This is a genomic window from Arthrobacter sp. 05N429 (assembly GCF_056397045.1).
Genome location: NZ_JBFTMQ010000015.1, coordinates 1 through 16,979 on the forward strand (window position 1 = coordinate 1; position 16,979 = coordinate 16,979).

The 16,979-nt window shown below is 68.5% G+C and carries 12 protein-coding genes and 1 pseudogene; 5 read left to right on the top strand and 8 right to left on the bottom strand.

All coding sequences use genetic code 11. The features are described 5' to 3' along the window. Positions 1-398, bottom strand: a pseudogene (locus AC1DF4_RS17515) (lipoyl synthase); the annotation flags it as partial. After that, positions 395-1,063, bottom strand: a complete 669-nt coding sequence (lipB, locus tag AC1DF4_RS17520; RefSeq protein ID WP_476914074.1) for a lipoyl(octanoyl) transferase LipB — start codon at positions 1,061-1,063, stop codon at positions 395-397. The pseudogene AC1DF4_RS17515 and the gene lipB, both read right to left, overlap by 4 nt. A 109-nt stretch (positions 1,064-1,172) precedes the next feature. On the opposite strand from lipB, the gene AC1DF4_RS17525 reads away from it, so the two are divergent. Then, positions 1,173-3,020 (top strand): serine/threonine-protein kinase, encoded by a 1,848-nt coding sequence (locus tag AC1DF4_RS17525; protein WP_476914075.1) that lies wholly within the window; start codon positions 1,173-1,175, stop codon positions 3,018-3,020. 13 nt (positions 3,021-3,033) lie between these two features. Here AC1DF4_RS17525 and AC1DF4_RS17530 read toward each other — a convergent pair whose 3' ends face one another. Further along, positions 3,034-3,936 carry a TIGR01777 family oxidoreductase gene (locus tag AC1DF4_RS17530; protein ID WP_476914076.1) on the bottom strand — a complete coding sequence of 301 codons (903 nt, stop codon included), beginning with the start codon at positions 3,934-3,936 and terminating at the stop codon, positions 3,034-3,036. 74 nt (positions 3,937-4,010) lie between these two features. Here AC1DF4_RS17530 and AC1DF4_RS17535 point away from each other — a divergent pair, with 74 nt between their 5' ends. Next, positions 4,011-7,616 carry a S41 family peptidase gene (locus tag AC1DF4_RS17535; RefSeq protein WP_476914077.1) on the top strand — a complete coding sequence of 1,202 codons (3,606 nt, stop codon included), beginning with the start codon at positions 4,011-4,013 and terminating at the stop codon, positions 7,614-7,616. A 93-nt stretch (positions 7,617-7,709) separates the two neighbouring features. Here the strand turns inward: AC1DF4_RS17535 and AC1DF4_RS17540 are convergent, their stop codons facing one another. Then, positions 7,710-8,138 carry an OsmC family protein gene (locus AC1DF4_RS17540; RefSeq protein ID WP_476914078.1) on the bottom strand — a complete coding sequence of 143 codons (429 nt, stop codon included), beginning with the start codon at positions 8,136-8,138 and terminating at the stop codon, positions 7,710-7,712. A 163-nt stretch (positions 8,139-8,301) separates the two neighbouring features. Here AC1DF4_RS17540 and AC1DF4_RS17545 point away from each other — a divergent pair, with 163 nt between their 5' ends. After that, positions 8,302-8,676: a VOC family protein gene (locus AC1DF4_RS17545; RefSeq protein ID WP_476914079.1), complete on the top strand. Its 375-nt coding sequence runs from the start codon at positions 8,302-8,304 to the stop codon at positions 8,674-8,676. Positions 8,677-8,746: 70 nt separating this feature from the next. Here AC1DF4_RS17545 and AC1DF4_RS17550 read toward each other — a convergent pair whose 3' ends face one another. The 4 genes from AC1DF4_RS17550 to AC1DF4_RS17565 all read right to left on the bottom strand — a co-directional run bounded on the left by AC1DF4_RS17550 (position 8,747) and on the right by AC1DF4_RS17565 (position 14,313). Further along, positions 8,747-9,097, bottom strand: a complete 351-nt coding sequence (locus tag AC1DF4_RS17550) for a hypothetical protein (protein WP_476914080.1) — start codon at positions 9,095-9,097, stop codon at positions 8,747-8,749. A 150-nt stretch (positions 9,098-9,247) separates the two neighbouring features. Next, entirely contained in the window at positions 9,248-11,023 is a 1,776-nt protein-coding gene (gene sucB, locus AC1DF4_RS17555) for a 2-oxoglutarate dehydrogenase, E2 component, dihydrolipoamide succinyltransferase (protein ID WP_476914081.1), read from the bottom strand. A 126-nt stretch (positions 11,024-11,149) separates the two neighbouring features. After that, on the bottom strand, positions 11,150-12,535 hold the full coding sequence (gene lpdA, locus AC1DF4_RS17560; protein WP_476914082.1) for a dihydrolipoyl dehydrogenase: 1,386 nt from the start codon (positions 12,533-12,535) through the stop codon (positions 11,150-11,152). A gap of 251 nt (positions 12,536-12,786) precedes the next feature. Then, positions 12,787-14,313: a leucyl aminopeptidase gene (locus AC1DF4_RS17565; RefSeq protein WP_476914130.1), complete on the bottom strand. Its 1,527-nt coding sequence runs from the start codon at positions 14,311-14,313 to the stop codon at positions 12,787-12,789. 307 nt (positions 14,314-14,620) lie between these two features. Between AC1DF4_RS17565 and AC1DF4_RS17570 the strand changes: the two genes are divergently transcribed. Both AC1DF4_RS17570 and AC1DF4_RS17575 read left to right on the top strand, forming a co-directional pair. Next, positions 14,621-15,559, top strand: coding sequence for a proteasome assembly chaperone family protein (locus AC1DF4_RS17570; RefSeq protein WP_476914083.1), 939 nt, complete (start codon positions 14,621-14,623; stop codon positions 15,557-15,559). A gap of 36 nt (positions 15,560-15,595) precedes the next feature. Beyond that, positions 15,596-16,933: an MFS transporter gene (locus AC1DF4_RS17575; RefSeq protein WP_476914084.1), complete on the top strand. Its 1,338-nt coding sequence runs from the start codon at positions 15,596-15,598 to the stop codon at positions 16,931-16,933. Positions 16,934-16,979 lie beyond the last annotated feature (46 nt).

Consider the following 16,979-nt stretch of genomic DNA (forward strand, 5'->3'; position numbering starts at 1 on the left):
ACGCCCTCGTCGGCGAGGTCATCGCGGGCCACGCCGGTGACGGTGGCGTAGCGCAGCTGCATGGCCAGGACGGAGCGGGCCACCTTGGTGGGTTCGAAGACGTCCACGGGCGAGGGCTTGCCGGTGTCGATCTGGCAGAAGTCGCAGCGGCGGGTGCATTCGGAGCCGCCGATCAGGAAGGTGGCCTCCTTGTCTTCCCAGCATTCGAAGATGTTGGGGCAGCCGGCCTCTTCACACACGGTGTGGAGGCCTTCCTTCTTGACGAGGTTTTTGAGTTGCACGAACTCCGGACCCATCTGGACCTTGGCCTTGATCCAATCCGGCTTGCGTTCCACCGGGGTGGCCGCATTGCGCTGCTCGATGCGCAGCATTTTCCGGCCTTCTGGTGCCAGGGTCACAGTAGAGCTCCTTCATGGGTTGCAACTAGCGCTTCTTCATTGTTGCGCAGTTCTTCGATGATCCGTGAAACGAGGTCGGCGGGAGTGACGTCCCGGCCCGTCTCCTGGGAAATGGTGGTGACGCCGGCGTCGGTAATGCCGCAGGCGATGATCTGGGCGTAGGGCGCAAGGTCGTTGTTGCAGTTGATGGCGAAGCCGTGCATCGTGACGCCCTCGTGGACGCGGATGCCGATCGCGGCGATCTTGCGTGCCGGGCCCTTTGCGTCCTGGTCGATCCAGACGCCGGCGCGGCCCTTGATCCGGACTGCCTCAATGCCGTAGTCGGCCAGGACGGCGATGATCACGGCTTCGAGCCGCTCCACGTAGTCGCGGATCCCGGCTTTGTTCTTGAGTTTGATGATGGGGTAGCCAATGAGCTGTCCGGGACCGTGCCAGGTGAGCTTGCCGCCGCGGTCCACCGGGACCACGGGAGTGCCGTCAAAGGGGCGTTCGTGGTCTTCTGTGCGTTTGCCTGCCGTGTAGACGGCGGCGTGTTCGAGCAGCAGGACCGTGCTGGGGGCAGTACCGGCGAGAACGCTCTCGTGGAGTTCGCGCTGGATGTCCCAGCCGCGGGTATATTCGACGAATTCCGGGGCGAGACCCAGCTGGGAGAACTCAAGAGTCATGGCATCCAGCTTAGACCCCGGTCGTCCCAGCAGCCGATTCTGTGGTGAAGCTCTCACCGCCCTGTGGATAACTTCTGCGGGAAATCCGCGGATCCGCTATTCCTTGGACATGGAGGATTACGCACGGACCAGCGGTGCGTCGCCCGAGGTGCCCGGGTTCGACGTCGGCCGCTGTTTGGGGCGCGGCGGCAACGCCACCGTGTGGCTGGTGACCGAACGGCAGACAGGCAGCGTGTACGCCCTGAAGTGCTTCCCCGCCGGCGATGGCCTCGAGCGGGGCGACGCGGAGGAGGCGATCCGGCGCGAGGTGAGAATCCTGTCCGTCCTTGACCATGAGCATCTGGTGCGGGCGCACTCGGTGGTGCGCCTGCTGGGCGGCCAGGTGAGCCGTTCGGGCGATGACGACGGCGACCGGGGCGAGACGGTCGGGCTGATCATGGACTACGCGGCGGGCGGTTCAGTGGAGCAGCTCGTGGCCGGCCGGGGGGAGCTGGGCCCGGGGGAGACGGTGACGGTCCTGACTCCGATTGCCCACGCCCTCGCGTACCTGCATGGCCTGGGATTCACGCACGGCGACGTCTCCCCCGGCAATGTGCTGTTCACCGCGCACGGTAAGCCACTGCTGGCGGACCTGGGCGTGGCGCGCATGGTGGCTGACGCCACAGCCGTGGCCGACGTCGGGACCGACGGCTTCCGCGACCCCGCGCCGGTGGACGCCGTCCGGGCCGGACTGCAACCGGAGCGTGACGTGTATTCGCTCGCGGCGCTGGGCTGGTACTGCCTGACCGGACGGGCTCCCGAGCCGGGCGCGCAGCGGCCGCCGCTACCGCTGCTGGTTCCCGGAGTTCCGGCGGAGCTGGCCGCAGCGCTGGAATCCGGGCTTCATGAGGACCGCAGGCTGCGGCCCTCTGCTGCCGAGCTGGCTGTTGCCGTTCATCGCAGCGCCGTGGCCGCGCCGGTGGACCTCTCGGTCTCCGTCCACCCCACGGTCATCCCACAACTGCTGACGCGGCGCTCCCTCCCCGCCACGGCGCGGGAACGGCGGGTCGAACAGTTCCTGGCCTTTCGGCGACGCTTCCACAAGCCCCGCGCGGCCTGGCCGCCTCCGCCGGGAGGGCAGTCCGGCACGGCGCGACCCTCCCGGAACGCCGGCGCGCGCCACTCGGCCCGCTCGGGCGCTGCCCCCGCCGCCGCCCGCCCAGGCGCAGCCCGCTCAGGTGTCAACCGCTCGGATGATGTCCGCTCAGGCGCAGTCCGCCCGGATGGTGTCCGCTTAGGTGCCGCCCGCACTGGCACCGGCCGCCGGTATCCATCGGGCCGCCGCGGATTCCGGGCCGCAGCTGTGGGCCTGGCCGTCCTGGCTGTCCTCGTTGCAGGGTGGGGACTCGCGGGATCCCCGGCACCCCCGGCATTCCCGGGTTTCGCCGCGATGGACGCTGAGGCTGCGAAGGAGCCCGCACCGGCCGTCCCGGACCCCGCGCCGGAGCCTGCGCCGTCAGCCATGGATCCGGCCGCCGTTCCGCCAGAGGTGCGGGCGCAGCTTGACTCACAGAACCCCGAGGAAGCGGTCCGCGGGCTGGCGTGGCTTCGCTCTTTGGCGTTCAGCACGGGGGACTTCCGGCTGCTGGATCAGGTCAACGTCCCGGCGTCGTCTGCGGCCGTGGCGGACGGACGCATCAGCACCGGCCTCAAGGAGTCGGGCCGGGTGCTGGCAGGATTCACCACGGTCGTGACCCAGGTGGCGGCCACCGAGGACAGCGGCGGACCGCTCGCCGTCGTGGCCGTCGCCGTCAGCACGTCCGCCTATCAGGAACGGGACGCCACCGGGGTGGTGGTGGCCGAGGCTGCTGCCGCGCCGGAACAGCGGCTGCGGCTGGTGTTGTCCCCGGTCGAGGGCCGCTGGCGGATCCAGGACATTCTTCCCGCGAATGCCGGCACCCCCGACGCCGGCGGCTAACGGCCGGGGATGCTCAGGACTTCGTACCGCGTTCCGCCACCCAGGCGGCGGCCTGCGCGAGGGACGGGTGCTGCCATTCGAAGCCGGCCCCGCTGAGGACTGCCGGCTCCATCCGCTGGCTGGCGAGCAGCAGCTCGTCGGCGAGCTGGCCCATCACCAAGCGCAGCACCGGCGCCGGGACGCGGAGCGCCGCCGGTCGGTGCAGGGCGCCGGCCAGTTGCGCGATCAGGGAGTTCACGTCCGCGCTCTCCGGGGCGCAGACGTTAACCGGCCCGGACAGCGGACTTTCAAGCAGGAACGCGAAGGCGCCGGCGACATCGGGCAGCGTGATCCACGGCCAGTACTGCCGGCCGTTGCCCAGCGGTCCGCCGACGCCCAGGCGCAGCAGCGGCATCAAGCGTCCCAAGGCGCCGCCCGAACGGCTCAGCACGACGCCGGTGCGGGGCGTGACCACCCGGACGCCGGCGGGAGCCTCGTGCGCGGCTGCCTCCCAGTCGGCGCAGATCCGGGCGAGGACGCCGCTGCCGGCGGGTGAGTTCTCGCGGAGCAGAGCGGGACCGGCACTGCCGTAGTAGCCCGACGCGGACTGGCTCAGGAAGACCGCGGGCGGGGCATCCAGGCGGGCCATTGCCGCCGTCAGTGTCCGCGTCGCGTCCAGCCGGGAGCTGCGCAGTTCGTTGATCCGTGCCCGGGTCCACGGCCGGTCGCCAATGCCGGCGCCCGAAAGGTTGATGACGGCGTCCGCTCCCTTCAGGGCGGTGTCGTCGATGCGGCCCTCGCCGGGATTCCACTGGAACTCGCCGGGTGCGGCGGGAGGCCGCCTGACCAGGGCGCCGACGTCGTGCCCGGCGCTGCGCAGGGTGCTGGAAATGGCGGTTCCGATCAGCCCTGAGGCTCCGGCAACAATGATTCGCATGATCCATCTCACCATGCCCGGCACGGCCGGGACACCTCCCGGGCGGGAGGGCCGGTCTTGACTATGATCGGACGATGACTTCTTCGCGCTACTTCCGTTTCCCGCATCTGCACGGCGATCTGGTCACCTTCGTGGCCGAGGACGACGTCTGGATTGCGCCCCTCGGCGGGGGCCGCGCCTGGCGCGTGTCCTCGCTGCAGCTGCCCGCCCGGAACCCCCGTTTCACGCCGGACGGTAAGAAGCTGGTGTGGACCGTCGTTCAGGGAACGGCCCCGGAAGTTGTCACCGCGGACGTCGACGGCGGCGGCTACCGCCAGTTGAGCTACTTCGGCCACGCGTCCACGAAGGTCAAGGGCTTCACGCCCGACGGCGATGTCCTGGTCACGAGCGCCTTCCGCCAGGCCGACAGCCGCCTCACCCATGCCTACAGCCTTCCCGTCACGGGCGGCTGGGCCACTGAACTCCCGCTGGGCCCGGTGGAGTCCGTTGCCTTCGGACCCGTGGTCGGCGACGAACGCCCCGTTGTCCTGGCCAGCGTGCTCTCCCGCGAACCCGCATGGTGGAAGCGTTACCGGGGCGGCACCGCCGGCAAGCTCTGGATCGACGGCGACGGAAACGGCGAATTCGAACGCCTCGCCGCAGAACTGGACGGCAACCTGACCGACCCGATGTGGGTCGACGGACGGATCGCCTTCCTCTCCGACCACGAGGGCTACGGCAACGTCTACTCCGTGCTGCCCAACGGCTCTGACCTGCGCCGCCACACGGACCACGAGGACTTCTACGTCCGCCACGCCGCAACCGACGGCAGGCGCATCATCTTCGAATCGGCCGGCGAACTGTGGCTGCTGCCGGACCTCGGCTCGGACGCCGTCAAACTCGAGATTTCGCTGGGATCGGCTTCCCAGGCCCGACGCGCGGCGCCGCTGAAGACCTCACGGCACCTGGGTGACGTGGTTCCGGACCGCACGGGCGGATCCAGCGCCGTGGAATCCCACGGCACGCTGCACTGGCTGCGGCACAAGGACGGGCCCTCCCGCGTACTGGAAGCCACCCCCGGCGTCCGGGCGCGCCTGCCCCGCCCCTTTGGCGAGGGACGGATCGCCTATGTCGCCGATCACGACGGCGTCGAGGCCCTGTACCTGCGGGCGATTGCCGGCAACCCCGATTTCGGGAATGCAGGCTTCGGCACGAAGTCCGGCAGCCAGCCGGCAGCTCCGGCAGCTCCGGCAGCTCCGGCAGAGCAGGCCTCCGCGTCTGCGCAGGATTCCGACGCCGGCACGCCCCTGCCCCGGCCCGTTTCGGCTGCAGCCCTTACCCGGCCCGACGCCGTGGCAGCCGTCCCGCCGGCAGCGGCGGAAGGCCCGGACGGCCGCCCCGCCAACACGGCCGATGCCGCCAGCACAGCCAATACAGCCGGCCCGGTGGAAGGCAACGCAGGTTCGCAGCAGCGGCAGTCACGCCAGTCCACCAGGATCGATTTCCCCAAGCCCACCCGGGCCAGCGCGATCGAGGCCAGCCCGGACGGGAACTGGCTCGCCGTCGGCACGGCCTTCGGCGACATCTACCTCGCCGACACGCGCACCGGCAGCCTGTCCCTCGTGAGCAGCATCGGCGAGGGCAGCATCGAAGGCTTCAGCTGGTCCCCGGACTCCGCCTGGCTGGGCTGGTCCGAGCCGGTCACGTCCTTCGGCTCCCGCAGCCGGCTGCGTATCACCGCGGTGGACGACGCCGGCCACACAGCGGGCGGGAAGCACACCATCGTCGAGGTCACCGACGGACGCTTCCGCGACGAATCGCCGTCGTTCACCCCCGACGGCAAGTACCTCGCGTTCCTCTCCAACCGCAGTTTCGACCCGGTCTACGACGGGCACTCCTTCGACCTGTCCTTCCCCAGCCCGATCAAGCCCTACCTCGTGGCCCTCGCCGCGGACACCCCCTCGCCCTTTGGCCCGAGTGTTGACCTGCAGGAAGCCCTGCAGGACCGGCAGGAGGCCCGGCGGGAAGACGGAGCCGGGACGCCGGCCGAGAAGTCCGGCGCGGAGCACGTTCCGGCGGTCCGGGTCGACGCCGAGGGCCTGGCCCACCGCGTCATCAGCGTGCCGGTTCCGCAGGGCAACTACTCCGCCCTCACCGCCACCGCCGGGGCCCTGCTCTGGCTCGACAGCGAACTCTCCGGCGCCACCGGCGAGGGCCGCGCCAGCCTCGAAGACAAGAACGCGGCACCCTGCCTGGTCCGTTTCGACCTGGCCCGGCGCAAGACCACCACGATCGTGGACGCGCTGGACAGCTACCGGCTCTCCGGCGACGGCGAAAAGGTTGTGGCCCTGCAGGACAAACAGATCCGCGTCTCACCCGCCAGCGCCAAGGCGGACGAGGAGTCCGGGCAGCAGGTCTTGGTGGACCTCAGCCGCATCCGCGTGCAGCTTGATCCGCTCAGCGTCTGGGGCCAGGCCTTCGACGAAGCCTGGCGGCTCCAGCGCGACTTCTTCTGGACCGAAGACATGGCCGGGCAGGACTGGGACTCCGTGCACGCCCGCTACCGTCCCATCGTGGACCGGCTCGGCTCGCACGATGACCTCGTGGACCTGCTGTGGGAGCTCCACGGTGAACTGGGCACCTCCCACGCCTACGTCCGTCCCGCCGCCGTCACCGAGAACGGCAGCAACGGCCAGGGCCGCCTCGGCGCTGACCTCGTCTTCACCGGGGAGGGCTGGGAGATCACCCGGATCCTCGCGGGGGAGTCCTCCGACCCGCTCGCCACCTCGCCGCTGACCCGGCCCGGTGCTGACGCAAAGCCCGGCGACGTGCTGCTGGCGATCGACGGCGTCGAACTCACCGAAGCGCGCACCCCGGCCATGCAACTGATCGGCGCCGCAGGACGCGCGGTGGAACTCACCCTCCGCAACGGTGCCGGGCACGGAGACCAGGCCGGGAAGCAGCGCCGCGTCGCCGTGGTCCCGGTCAAGGACGAGGAGCGGCTGCGGTACCAGGAATGGGTGGCCGCCAACCGCCGGACTGTCCGGCAGGCCTCGCGGGGGACCTTCGGCTACCTTCACGTTCCGGACATGATGGCGAACGGCTGGGCCCAGCTCCACCGCGACCTCGACACCGAGACGGCCCTCGACGGGCTGATCGTCGACGTCCGCCGCAATCGGGGAGGACACACCTCCCAGCTTGTCGCCGAACTCATCGGCCGCAAGGTCACCGGCTGGAGCATGCCGCGCGGGGAGAGGCCGCGGACCTACCCGCACCACGCGCCGCGCGGTCCCGTCATCATCCTGACCGACGAATTCGCCGGTTCCGACGGCGACATCATCACCCAGGTCTCCAAGCTGCGGGGGATCGGCCCGGTCATCGGCACCCGGACCTGGGGCGGCGTCGTCGGCATCGACAACCGCTTCGCCCTGGCCGACGGGACCGGCGTGACCCAGCCCCGTTACGCCACGTGGTTCTCCGGCGGAGTGGGCTGGGGGGTCGAGAACTTCGGCGTCGCGCCCGACATCGAAGTGACCTTCCCGCCGCACGCCTACGCCGCCGGCACCGACCCGCAGCTGGAGTACGGCATCGGCGCACTCAAGGAAATGATCCAGGAGCTCCCCACCGACCGGCCGCCGCTGCGCGAGGGCTACCGCCTCGTCCGGCCTGCCCCGCTGCCGGCCCGCCGGGCCGGCAACTAGGAAGCGGCGCCCGACAAGCGCAGACAGCCAACGGCGAAGGCCCCCGTTCCCTCAGTGAGGGAACGGGGGCCTTCGCCGTTGGAGCGAGAGGTGCTAGGAGACCAGCGTGGCGTCCAGGGTGATCTTGATGCCGGTGAGGGCGGCCGAGACGGGGCAGCCCACCTTGGCTTCCTCGGCCAGGCGCTGGAATTCGTCGTCGGAGATGCCGGGGATCCGGGCGCTGACGGTCAGGTGGCTGTCCGTGATGCCGGTGCCGGGGACGAACGTGACATCGGCCTTGGTGTTGATTTCCTCAGGCGTGTGGCCGGCCTGGGCGATGGCGAGGCTGAAGGCCATCGAGAAACAGGCCGAGTGCGCCGCCGCGATGAGCTCTTCGGGGCTGGTCTTCCCCTCGGAGGCCTCGGCACGCGCCTTCCAGGTGACGTCGAAGTTGCCCAGGCCGGAGCTGTCCAGGGTGGTATTGCCGGCGCCCGTCATCAGGTCGCCGTTCCATACAGTGTGTGCGGTGCGTGTTGCTGCCATGTCCACTCCTCATCATTTGCGAATCCGCGATCCGGCGATGCGCAGGATCGTGCCGTGTCCCATCCTAGGGATTCAGCCGGGCCGGCGCACGGGGGTTCCGCTGTCAGTGGATTGTGACCCGTCTGCAGCCCCGCCGATTAAGTGCCATCGGTACAGTGTCGGCATGGAAATCACTGAACCCGGCGCGCCGCCCGCGGCGCGCATCGCCACGATCATGGTCAATGCCTTGGATGCTGAGCGGCTGGCAGAGTTCTGGGCGGCGCTGCTGGGCACCGCGGTGTCCTCGCGCTTCGATCAGTTCGTCTGGCTCCAGCCCGCAGGCCCCGGAGCGCCGCAGCTGGCATTCCAGCAGGTCGACCGGCCCACGGAGGGCAGGCGCCGCCTGCACCTGGACATCCACGGGCCCGATCCCACGGCGCTGCGCGCTTTCGCCGAGTCGCTCGGTGCCGGCTTCGTGGAAGGCAATGACATCGGCGATTTCCACTGGGACGTCATGCAGGATCCCGAAGGCAACGAGTTCTGCATCGCCGGCGACTGACGAACCGGCTTAACGACGGCGGCGACGCCCCCACGCGGGGTGCGTCGCCGTCGTCGTATATTCCGGGGGACTACTGCCAGAGAGTGGCGATGGCGACGTTCAGCAGTGCCAGGCCGCCAACCGCGTGGGCGAGGCCCTTGCTGACCGGCTCGTCCTTCTTGTACTTGCGGCTGCCGATGAACGCGAGCACGGCCACGACGGCGGCGATCGCGAACTTGATGCCGAGCTTCATGTAGTTGGCGTCCATGTCGAGGGCCGGGATGAGACCCATCATGACGATGCCGGTGATGAGCTGCAGGGCAGCGCCGTCGAACTGGCGGGGGTGGACGGTGGGCTTTTTCATCTGGACGATCCAGATGCCCACGATCATGGCGGCGCCGATGATGTGCAGGAAGACCATGATGTTATAGACGATGTTCATGGCATCAGTGTAGCCAGAGCCTTCTACGCACTGTAGTAGGACCCGCCGTCCCGGGACGGAACAGCAAAAACGGCGACGGCGGCACGGGCACTCCGGTGGTTTCCCACCGGCGCCCGCACCGCCGTCGCCGTCGGTGTGCTTTTTTGGACCTTACAGCCCGAGGTCGGCTTCGAAGGCGCCTTCCTCAAGGCGTGCCTTCAGCGTCTGCAGGAAGCGTCCCGCGTCGGCACCGTCCACCAGGCGGTGGTCGTACGTCAGGGAGAGGTACATCATCGAACGGATGGCCAGCGAGTCATCGCCGTTCTCATCAGCGACCACCACGGCCCGCTTGACGATCGCGCCGGTGCCCAGGATGGCCACCTGCGGCTGGTTGATGATCGGGGTGTCGAACAGGGCGCCCACGGAACCGATGTTGGTGATGCTGAAGGTTCCGCCGGAGAGTTCGTCCGGGCCGATCTTGCCGTCGCGGGTGCGGCCGGCGACGTCGGCGATCTTGCCGGCCAGGCCGGCCAGGTTCAGGTTGCCGGCGTCGTTGATGACCGGAACCAGCAGGCCCTTGTCCGTGTCCACCGCAATCGCCAGGTGCTCGGCGTTGTGGTAGGTGATTTCCTGCTTGTCCTCGTCGTAGGAGGCGTTCACCTTGGGGTGCTGCTTCAGGGCCTCGGCCACAGCCTTGGCGATGAACGGCAGGAAGGTCAGCTTGGAGCCGTTCTGTGCCTGGAAGGAGTTCTTGGCCTTGGCGCGCAGCTTGGCGACCTTGGTCATGTCCACTTCGTGCACCTGGGTCAGCTGGGTGGAGATGTCCAGCGATTCGCGCATGCGGCGGGCAATGACCTGGCGGATCCGCGGAGCCTTCTGAACGGTGCCGCGCAGCGAGGACTGGTCCGCGGACGGGCGCGCGGCAGGGGCTGCGGCCGGTGCAGCGGCGGCGGGAGCCGGGGCTGCCTTGGCTTCTGCTGCTGCGAGTACGTCCTGCTTGCGGATACGGCCGCCGACGCCGGTGCCGCTCAGCGAGGCGATGTCCACGCCCTGCTGGTTGGCGAGCTTGCGGACCAGCGGAGTGACGTAGCCGGACTCGGCGGGGGCAGCAGGAGCGGCGGCAGCGGCCGGAGCCGCTTCCTTGGCCGGTGCGGCGGGGGCTTCCTGCTTCGGAGCCTCCTCCTTCGGAGCTTCAGCCGGAGCAGCTTCCTGCTTGGGGGCCTCTTCCTTGGGAGCTTCCGCTTCCTTCGGGGCTGCTGCTTCTTTCGGAGCTTCCGACGACGGTGCCGCGGCAGGGGCGGCGGCGCCGGAACCGATCACAGCGAGGACGGAGCCGACCTCGGCCGTTTCATCCTCGGCGACGCGGATTTCCTGCAGGGTGCCGGCGACCGGTGACGGGATCTCGGTGTCGACCTTGTCGGTGGAGACCTCGAGCAGCGGCTCGTCGACCTCGACGGTGTCGCCGATGCTCTTGAGCCAGCGGGTGACGGTGCCTTCGGTGACGCTCTCGCCCAGGGCGGGGAGCGTGACTTCGTGGCCCTCGCCGGCGGGAGCGGCCTCGGCAGCGGGTGCCGGAGCGGCGGCTTCGGCAGCCGGTGCTTCGGCTTCCGGAGCCGGAGCCTCAGCAGCGGAGGGGGACTCGGCGGGCGCCTCTTCGGCGGGTGCCTCTTCGGCGGCCGGGGCGGCAGCCTCGCCGGAACCGGAGCCGGAGCCGTCGCCGATGCGCACGAGCGGTGCGCCGACTTCAGCGGTCTCGTCTTCGGCGACGAGGATTTCCTCGATCACGCCGGCGATCGGAGAGGGGATCTCGGTGTCTACTTTGTCGGTGGAAACCTCGAGCAGCGGCTCGTCCACTTCTACCCGGTCACCTACCTGCTTGAGCCAGCGGGTGACGGTTCCTTCGGTGACACTCTCACCGAGGGCGGGCAAGTTAACGGATTCAGACATGTCGTCCCCGTTCTCCTTATTGATCTTTAGTGCGGATGATTGCTGCCTTGGTTGAGCTTAGTGCACCCGGCATTTCGGGCCGGGTGCACTAAGCGCAATGTTCTTGCGGTGGTGCGGGCGGAACTGCTAGCCGTGAAGGGGCTTGCCGGCCAGGGCCAGGTGCGCCTCGCCCAGGGACTCGTTCTGGGTCGGGTGGGCGTGGACCAGCTGGGCCACGTCCTCCGGGTAGGCTTCCCAGTTCACGATCAGCTGGGCTTCGCCGATCTGCTCGCCCATGCGGGCGCCGATCATGTGGACGCCGATGACGGGGCCGTCCTTCTGGCGGACCAGCTTGACCAGGCCGGACGTGCCCAGGATGGAGCTCTTGCCGTTGCCGGCGAGGTTGTATTCCTGGGTCTGGATCTGGTCGTCGCCGAACTTTTCCTTGGCAGCCTTCTCCGTGTAGCCAACCGTGGCGATTTCGGGCTCGGCGTAGGTGACCTTGGGGATGTTGACGTCTTCGACGATGACGGGCTTGAGGCCGGCGATTTCTTCGGCGACGAAGATGCCCTGCTGGTAGCCGCGGTGCGCGAGCTGGACGCCGGGGACGATGTCGCCGACGGCGTAGACGTTGCCGACGCCGGTGTGCAGGCGCTCGTTCGTGATGACGAAGCCGCGGTCAATGGTCAGGCCGGCCTCTTCGTAGCCGAGGTTGGCCGTGACCGGGCCGCGTCCGACGGCGACGAGCAGAAGGTCGGCTTCGTAGGTCTTGCCGTCCACGAGGGTGACCTTCACGCCGTCGGCGTTCTGCTCGACGCCCTGGAAGAACGTGCCGGTGGAGAACTTGATGCCGCGCTTCTTGAAAGCTCGCTCAAAGGCCTTGACGATCGTGGCGTCCTCGTTCGGGACCAGCGACGGCAGGCCCTCGATGACGGTCACGTCGACGCCGAAGGACTTCCAGACGGAGGCGAACTCGACGCCGATCACGCCGCCGCCGAGGATGATGGCGCTCTTGGGGATGAAGTCCATGGTGAGGGCTTCGTCGGAGGTGATGACCTTGCCCCCGATTTCCAGGCCGGGCAGGGTGCGGGAGTAGGAGCCGGTCGCGAGGACGATGTTCTTGCCCTTGTACGCGGTGCCGTTCACAACGATGGTGTCGGTGCCCTGGAGCTTGCCTTCGCCCTCGATGACGGTGATGCCCTTTTTGCCCTTGATGAGGCCCTGCAGGCCCTTGAACTTGCCGGCGATGATGCCGTCTTTGTAGGCGTTGACAGCGGTGATGTCGATGCTGTCGAGGGTGACGTTGACGCCGTACTTCGCCGAGTCACGGGCGTGGTCGGCCAGTTCCGCGGAGTGCAGCAGGGCCTTGGTGGGGATACAGCCGTTGTGCAGGCAGGTGCCGCCGAGTTTGCCCTTTTCGATCAGGCCGACGGTGAGGCCGAGCTGAACGGCACGCAGGGCAGTTGCGTAGCCGCCGCTGCCGCCGCCGAGTACCAGGATGTCGAATTCTTGCGCAGTTGCCTGATCGGCCACTAAAACGCTCCCTCGCGTGAACGATGACACGAGAGTACGCATCATCTGGTCTTAGAACTTCCCTGCCGTGATTATGCCAGCAGGCCAGTTCCCTTTCGTTTGGAACTACCGGAGTTCACCTTAGCGAACCACTAATACATGCTCCACCTTGCCGTGGCGTTTGTGGAGCGCTTGTGTCCAGTGTCACGCGGGTTTGTGGCCGGGGGATCAGCCCCGGCCACAAGCCCGCGTGGACGACTGGATGTCCGCGGTCAGGCGGATTTGGCGATGATGTCCTCGGCATATGCCACGAGCGTGCGCACCGTGCAGCCTGTGCCCTGCTTGTGGTTGTAGCCGTAGGGGCTGCCGTTGTTGAACGACGGGCCGGCGATGTCGACGTGGGCCCAGGGGATCTGCTCGCCGTCCTTGCCCTTGCCGACGAATTCGCGCAGGAAGACCGCTGCCGTCATCATGCCGCCGTGGCGTTCGCCGATGTTGGCGATGTCCGCGACCTGTGAGTCGAGGCTGGGGCGCAGCTCCTCGGGGAGCGGCATCGGCCAGACCAGCTCGCCGGCGCGGTCGGCGGCGGCCTTGAGGGGCCCGGTGACGGAGTCCGAACCCATGAGGCCGGCGGTGCGGTCGCCCAGGGCGATGAGCTGCGCGCCGGTCAGGGTGGCGACGTCGATAATGGCGTCCGGGAATTCCTGGCTCGCGGCGACGATGCCGTCGGCCATGACCAGCCGGCCTTCGGCGTCGGTGTTCAGGACCTCGACGGTCTTGCCGCCGAAGATGGTCATGACATCGGCGGGGCGCTGGGCCGCGCCGGACGGCATGTTCTCGGCGATGCACAGCCAGGCGGTCGCCTTGACGGGCAGGCCCATGCCTGCGAGGGCCAGCACCGTGTTGAGGACGACGGCGGCGCCCGCCATGTCGGACTTCATGTCGCCCATGCCCAGGTGCGGCTTCAGCGAGATGCCGCCGGTGTCGAAGGTGATGCCCTTGCCCACGAGGGCGATCTTGGCGGCGGCCCTGGCGGGGGAGTATTCGACCTTGACGAGGCGCGGCTGCCGGGTGGAGCCCTTGCCGACGCCGAGGATGCCGCCGAAGCCTTCCTTCTCCAGGCGCTTCTCGTCCCAGACGGTCACCTTCACGGGCAGGCCCTTGGACAGTTCCTTGGCCGCTTCCGCGAAGGATTCGGGGTAAAGGTGGCTCGGCGGCTGGTTCACCAGCGTGCGGGTGGCATTCACGGCCTTGCCGATGAGCGCGGCGCGGTCCAGGACCTCCTTGAGGCCCTTGTCGGCGGCGAGGTCGGTGACGATCACGACGTTCTTTACCGGGTCCTTGAGGCCGTCCTTGGAGGAGCGGTACTCGGTGAACGAGTAGGCGCCCATCGCGGCGCCTTCGGCGACGGCGGCGACATCGCCGAGTGACGACGTCGGGAGGGCCAGTGCGACGGTGCTGACGCCGGCCAGCTGGCGGACGGCCGAGCCGGCGGCGCGGCGGAGGGCTTCTTCGGTGAGCGGCTGCGTGGCGGATACCTTGCCGACGCCGGCGAGCACCAGAACATTGGCCCCGGATTCTGCCAGGCCGGGGAGGCGGTGGGCCTGGTCGGCTGCGCCGGTGACGCCAAGAACACTCAGTGATTCCGCCAGGGCCTCGGCGGCCTTGGCCGTCAGGGGGTTGCTGAGCAGGACGGGGCCGTCCGTGCCCTGCCCGACGCCGATGACGAGGGCGTCGCTGGGGGACTTCTTGAGATCCCCTGCGATTGCACTGAGTTTCACTTCGGTATTCTTGACCACGAGGAAAGTCCTCAATTCTCTGAGTATTTTCGGCAGGAACTGCATGTTCGGCGCCCTGCCATGGAACGGAAGCCACTGTCGGTTTGAGACGGGACCATTCGGGACAAAAACATGGTGTCTTCAATCCGTCATGGGGCCAGCTCCGATCGTAGTCTCTCCCCGGCGCGGGTGTTCAATTGAATGAGAGCTGGAGCACATCCGGATCAGGAATGCTCCCGCAGTCCGGCGTGTTGTACCCGATAGCAGCGCCGCCGCCCCGCAGGGTCTTCCCGGCCGCTCCCACCGACTACGACGAAAGGAACATGCCGTGATTGAACGGATTTCCGGCTCCTTGCTGGACCCCGAAGCGCTTTACCTGCGTGATGACGTGCTGTTCCACAGCCCCGAACTGCGCGGGCTGAACCTCGTTATGGGATTCACCGGGTTCGCCGACGCAGGACACGTCGTCAAGCAGATCACCGCCGAACTGCTGGACACCCCGGACGTCGGGAGGGTGGCGGAGTTCGACGCCGACCAGCTCATCGACTACCGCACCCGACGCCCGCAGATCAGCTTCGTCGAGGACCACCTGCAGGACTACCAGGCGCCGCGCCTGGCACTGTACCGGCTGGTCGACGGGCTCGGCAGCCCGTTCCTGCTCCTGGCCGGCTTCGAACCGGACCTGCAGTGGGAGCGGTTCGCCCGCGCGGTCGTCGGAATCATCGAGGAGCTGGACGTCAACCTCGTCACCTGGATCCATTCGATCCCGATGCCCGTGCCGCACACCCGCCCCGTCGGCGTGACGGTGCACGGCAACCGGCCGGACCTCATCGAGGGCATTTCGGTCTGGAAGCCCACCGTCGAGGTGCCCGCCGCCGTCGGCCACCTCCTGGAGCTGCGGCTCACGGAAGCCGGGCGCAATGTTGCCGGCTATGTCATGCATGTCCCGCATTACCTTGCCGAAGCTGAATACCCGACCGCCGCCGTCGCCGGTCTTGAATACCTTGGCGCGGCCACCTCGCTGATGCTGCCCACCGACCGGCTCCGCGAAGCGGGCCGGGAGGTCGGACGCCAGATCGCCGAGCAGATTGACGCCTCGGAGGATGTGCAGCAGGTGGTTTCACGGCTCGAAACCCGCTACGACGAGAACGCCGAAGGGACCGTCCGGCGTTCCCTGCTCGCCGACGAGAACGACCAGCTGCCCAATGCAGATGCCCTCGGCGCCGCCGTCGAGGCCTATCTGGCCCGTAAAGAACCCGGCGAATAAATACTATTTTTTCCACCTGCTGGGCATAATGGGGGAGTGACTTCACCGCGTGCCTGGCTGATCTGGATCATCGGGGTCTTCGCGTACCTCGTGGCGGTGAGCCAGCGCACGTCCTTCGGCGTGGTGGGACTGGAGGCCACGGAACGCTTCCAGGCCGGCGCGGCCGAAATCTCGTTCTTCACCGTGCTGCAGCTCCTCGTCTACGCTGCCTTGCAGATTCCGGTCGGTATCCTTGTGGACCGTTTCGGTTCCCGGGCCATGATTGCCGGCGGCGCCGTGCTGATGGGCCTGGGGCAGCTCCAGCTGGCGTTTGCCGAGAACATCCCCGGCGGCGTGCTGGGCCGGGTGCTGGTGGGCGCAGGGGACGCGATGACCTTTATCTGCGTGATCCGGCTGCTCCCGATCTGGTTCGCCCCCGCCCGTGTCCCTCTCCTCACCCAGCTGACCGGAATGTCCGGCCAGCTCGGCCAGCTCTTTTCCGTGGTGCCGTTCGCCATGATCCTGCATCTGGCCGGCTGGACCCCCGCCTTCCTGACGCTGGCGGCCATGTCAGCCCTTGCCCTCGTGCTGGTGCTGGTCCTGCTCCAGGACCTGCCGCCGGGGCACCCCGCGCGGGAACCGTCCAGCGGGCTGCGCGCCACCGGGATCTCGCTGTCCCATGCCTGGCGCCAGCCCGGCACCCGGCTGGGACTGTGGAGCCACTTCACTGTCCAGTTCAGCGGCACCGTGTTCGCGATGACCTGGGGCTACCCGTTCCTGATCTCCGCGCAGGGACTGGACACCCCCACGGTCTCGGCGCTCATGACGCTGTACGTGGCCACGGGCATCGCAGCCGGGCCGCTGATGGGCACCTTCGTCGCGCGGCACCCCCTGCGGCGGTCCACCATGGTGCTGATGATCTCTGCTGCCACCGCCGCGGCGTGGGCGGCCGTGCTCGTCCTTCCGGGGCGTTCCCCCTTATGGCTGCTGGCCGGGCTAGTGGTGGTGCTCGCCGTCGGCGGCCCCGGTTCCATGATCGGCTTCGACTTTGCCCGCACTTTTAACCCGGCGCACCGGATCGGCACCGCCACCGGGATCGTGAACGTGGGCGGCTTCATCGCCTCCCTCATCGCCATTTACCTGATCGGACTGGTCCTGGATGTCCTGTACGCCACCGGGTTCTCCCGGGGCGAGCTGTACGGGCTCGATCCGTTCCGGATCGCTCTGAGCGTGCAGTTCCTGCTGCTGGGAGGCGGGGCAGCGGCCATCCTGGTCATCCGGCGGAAGGTGCGGCGGCAGATGGCAGCCCAGGGCGTCGTGGTTCCGCCGCTGCTCGCTGCCCTCGCCGAACAGCGCCGGCTCAGCGCGGAGCGGCGCCGAACGCCAGATCGCTGACGCCCTGTTTTTGGGCGCCTGATCGGCGGAAAGTGTCTTGCCTCAG

Excerpts from the sequence above, each read along its gene's own strand:
- lipB (WP_476914074.1), bottom strand. The coding sequence starts at position 1,063 with ATGACTCTTGAGTTCTCCCAGCTGGGTCTCGCCCCGGAATTCGTCGAA.
- AC1DF4_RS17525 (WP_476914075.1), top strand. The coding sequence starts at position 1,173 with ATGGAGGATTACGCACGGACCAGCGGTGCGTCGCCCGAGGTGCCCGGG.
- AC1DF4_RS17530 (WP_476914076.1), bottom strand. The coding sequence starts at position 3,936 with ATGCGAATCATTGTTGCCGGAGCCTCAGGGCTGATCGGAACCGCCATT.
- AC1DF4_RS17535 (WP_476914077.1), top strand. The coding sequence starts at position 4,011 with ATGACTTCTTCGCGCTACTTCCGTTTCCCGCATCTGCACGGCGATCTG.
- AC1DF4_RS17540 (WP_476914078.1), bottom strand. The coding sequence starts at position 8,138 with ATGGCAGCAACACGCACCGCACACACTGTATGGAACGGCGACCTGATG.
- AC1DF4_RS17545 (WP_476914079.1), top strand. The coding sequence starts at position 8,302 with ATGGAAATCACTGAACCCGGCGCGCCGCCCGCGGCGCGCATCGCCACG.
- AC1DF4_RS17550 (WP_476914080.1), bottom strand. The coding sequence starts at position 9,097 with ATGAACATCGTCTATAACATCATGGTCTTCCTGCACATCATCGGCGCC.
- sucB (WP_476914081.1), bottom strand. The coding sequence starts at position 11,023 with ATGTCTGAATCCGTTAACTTGCCCGCCCTCGGTGAGAGTGTCACCGAA.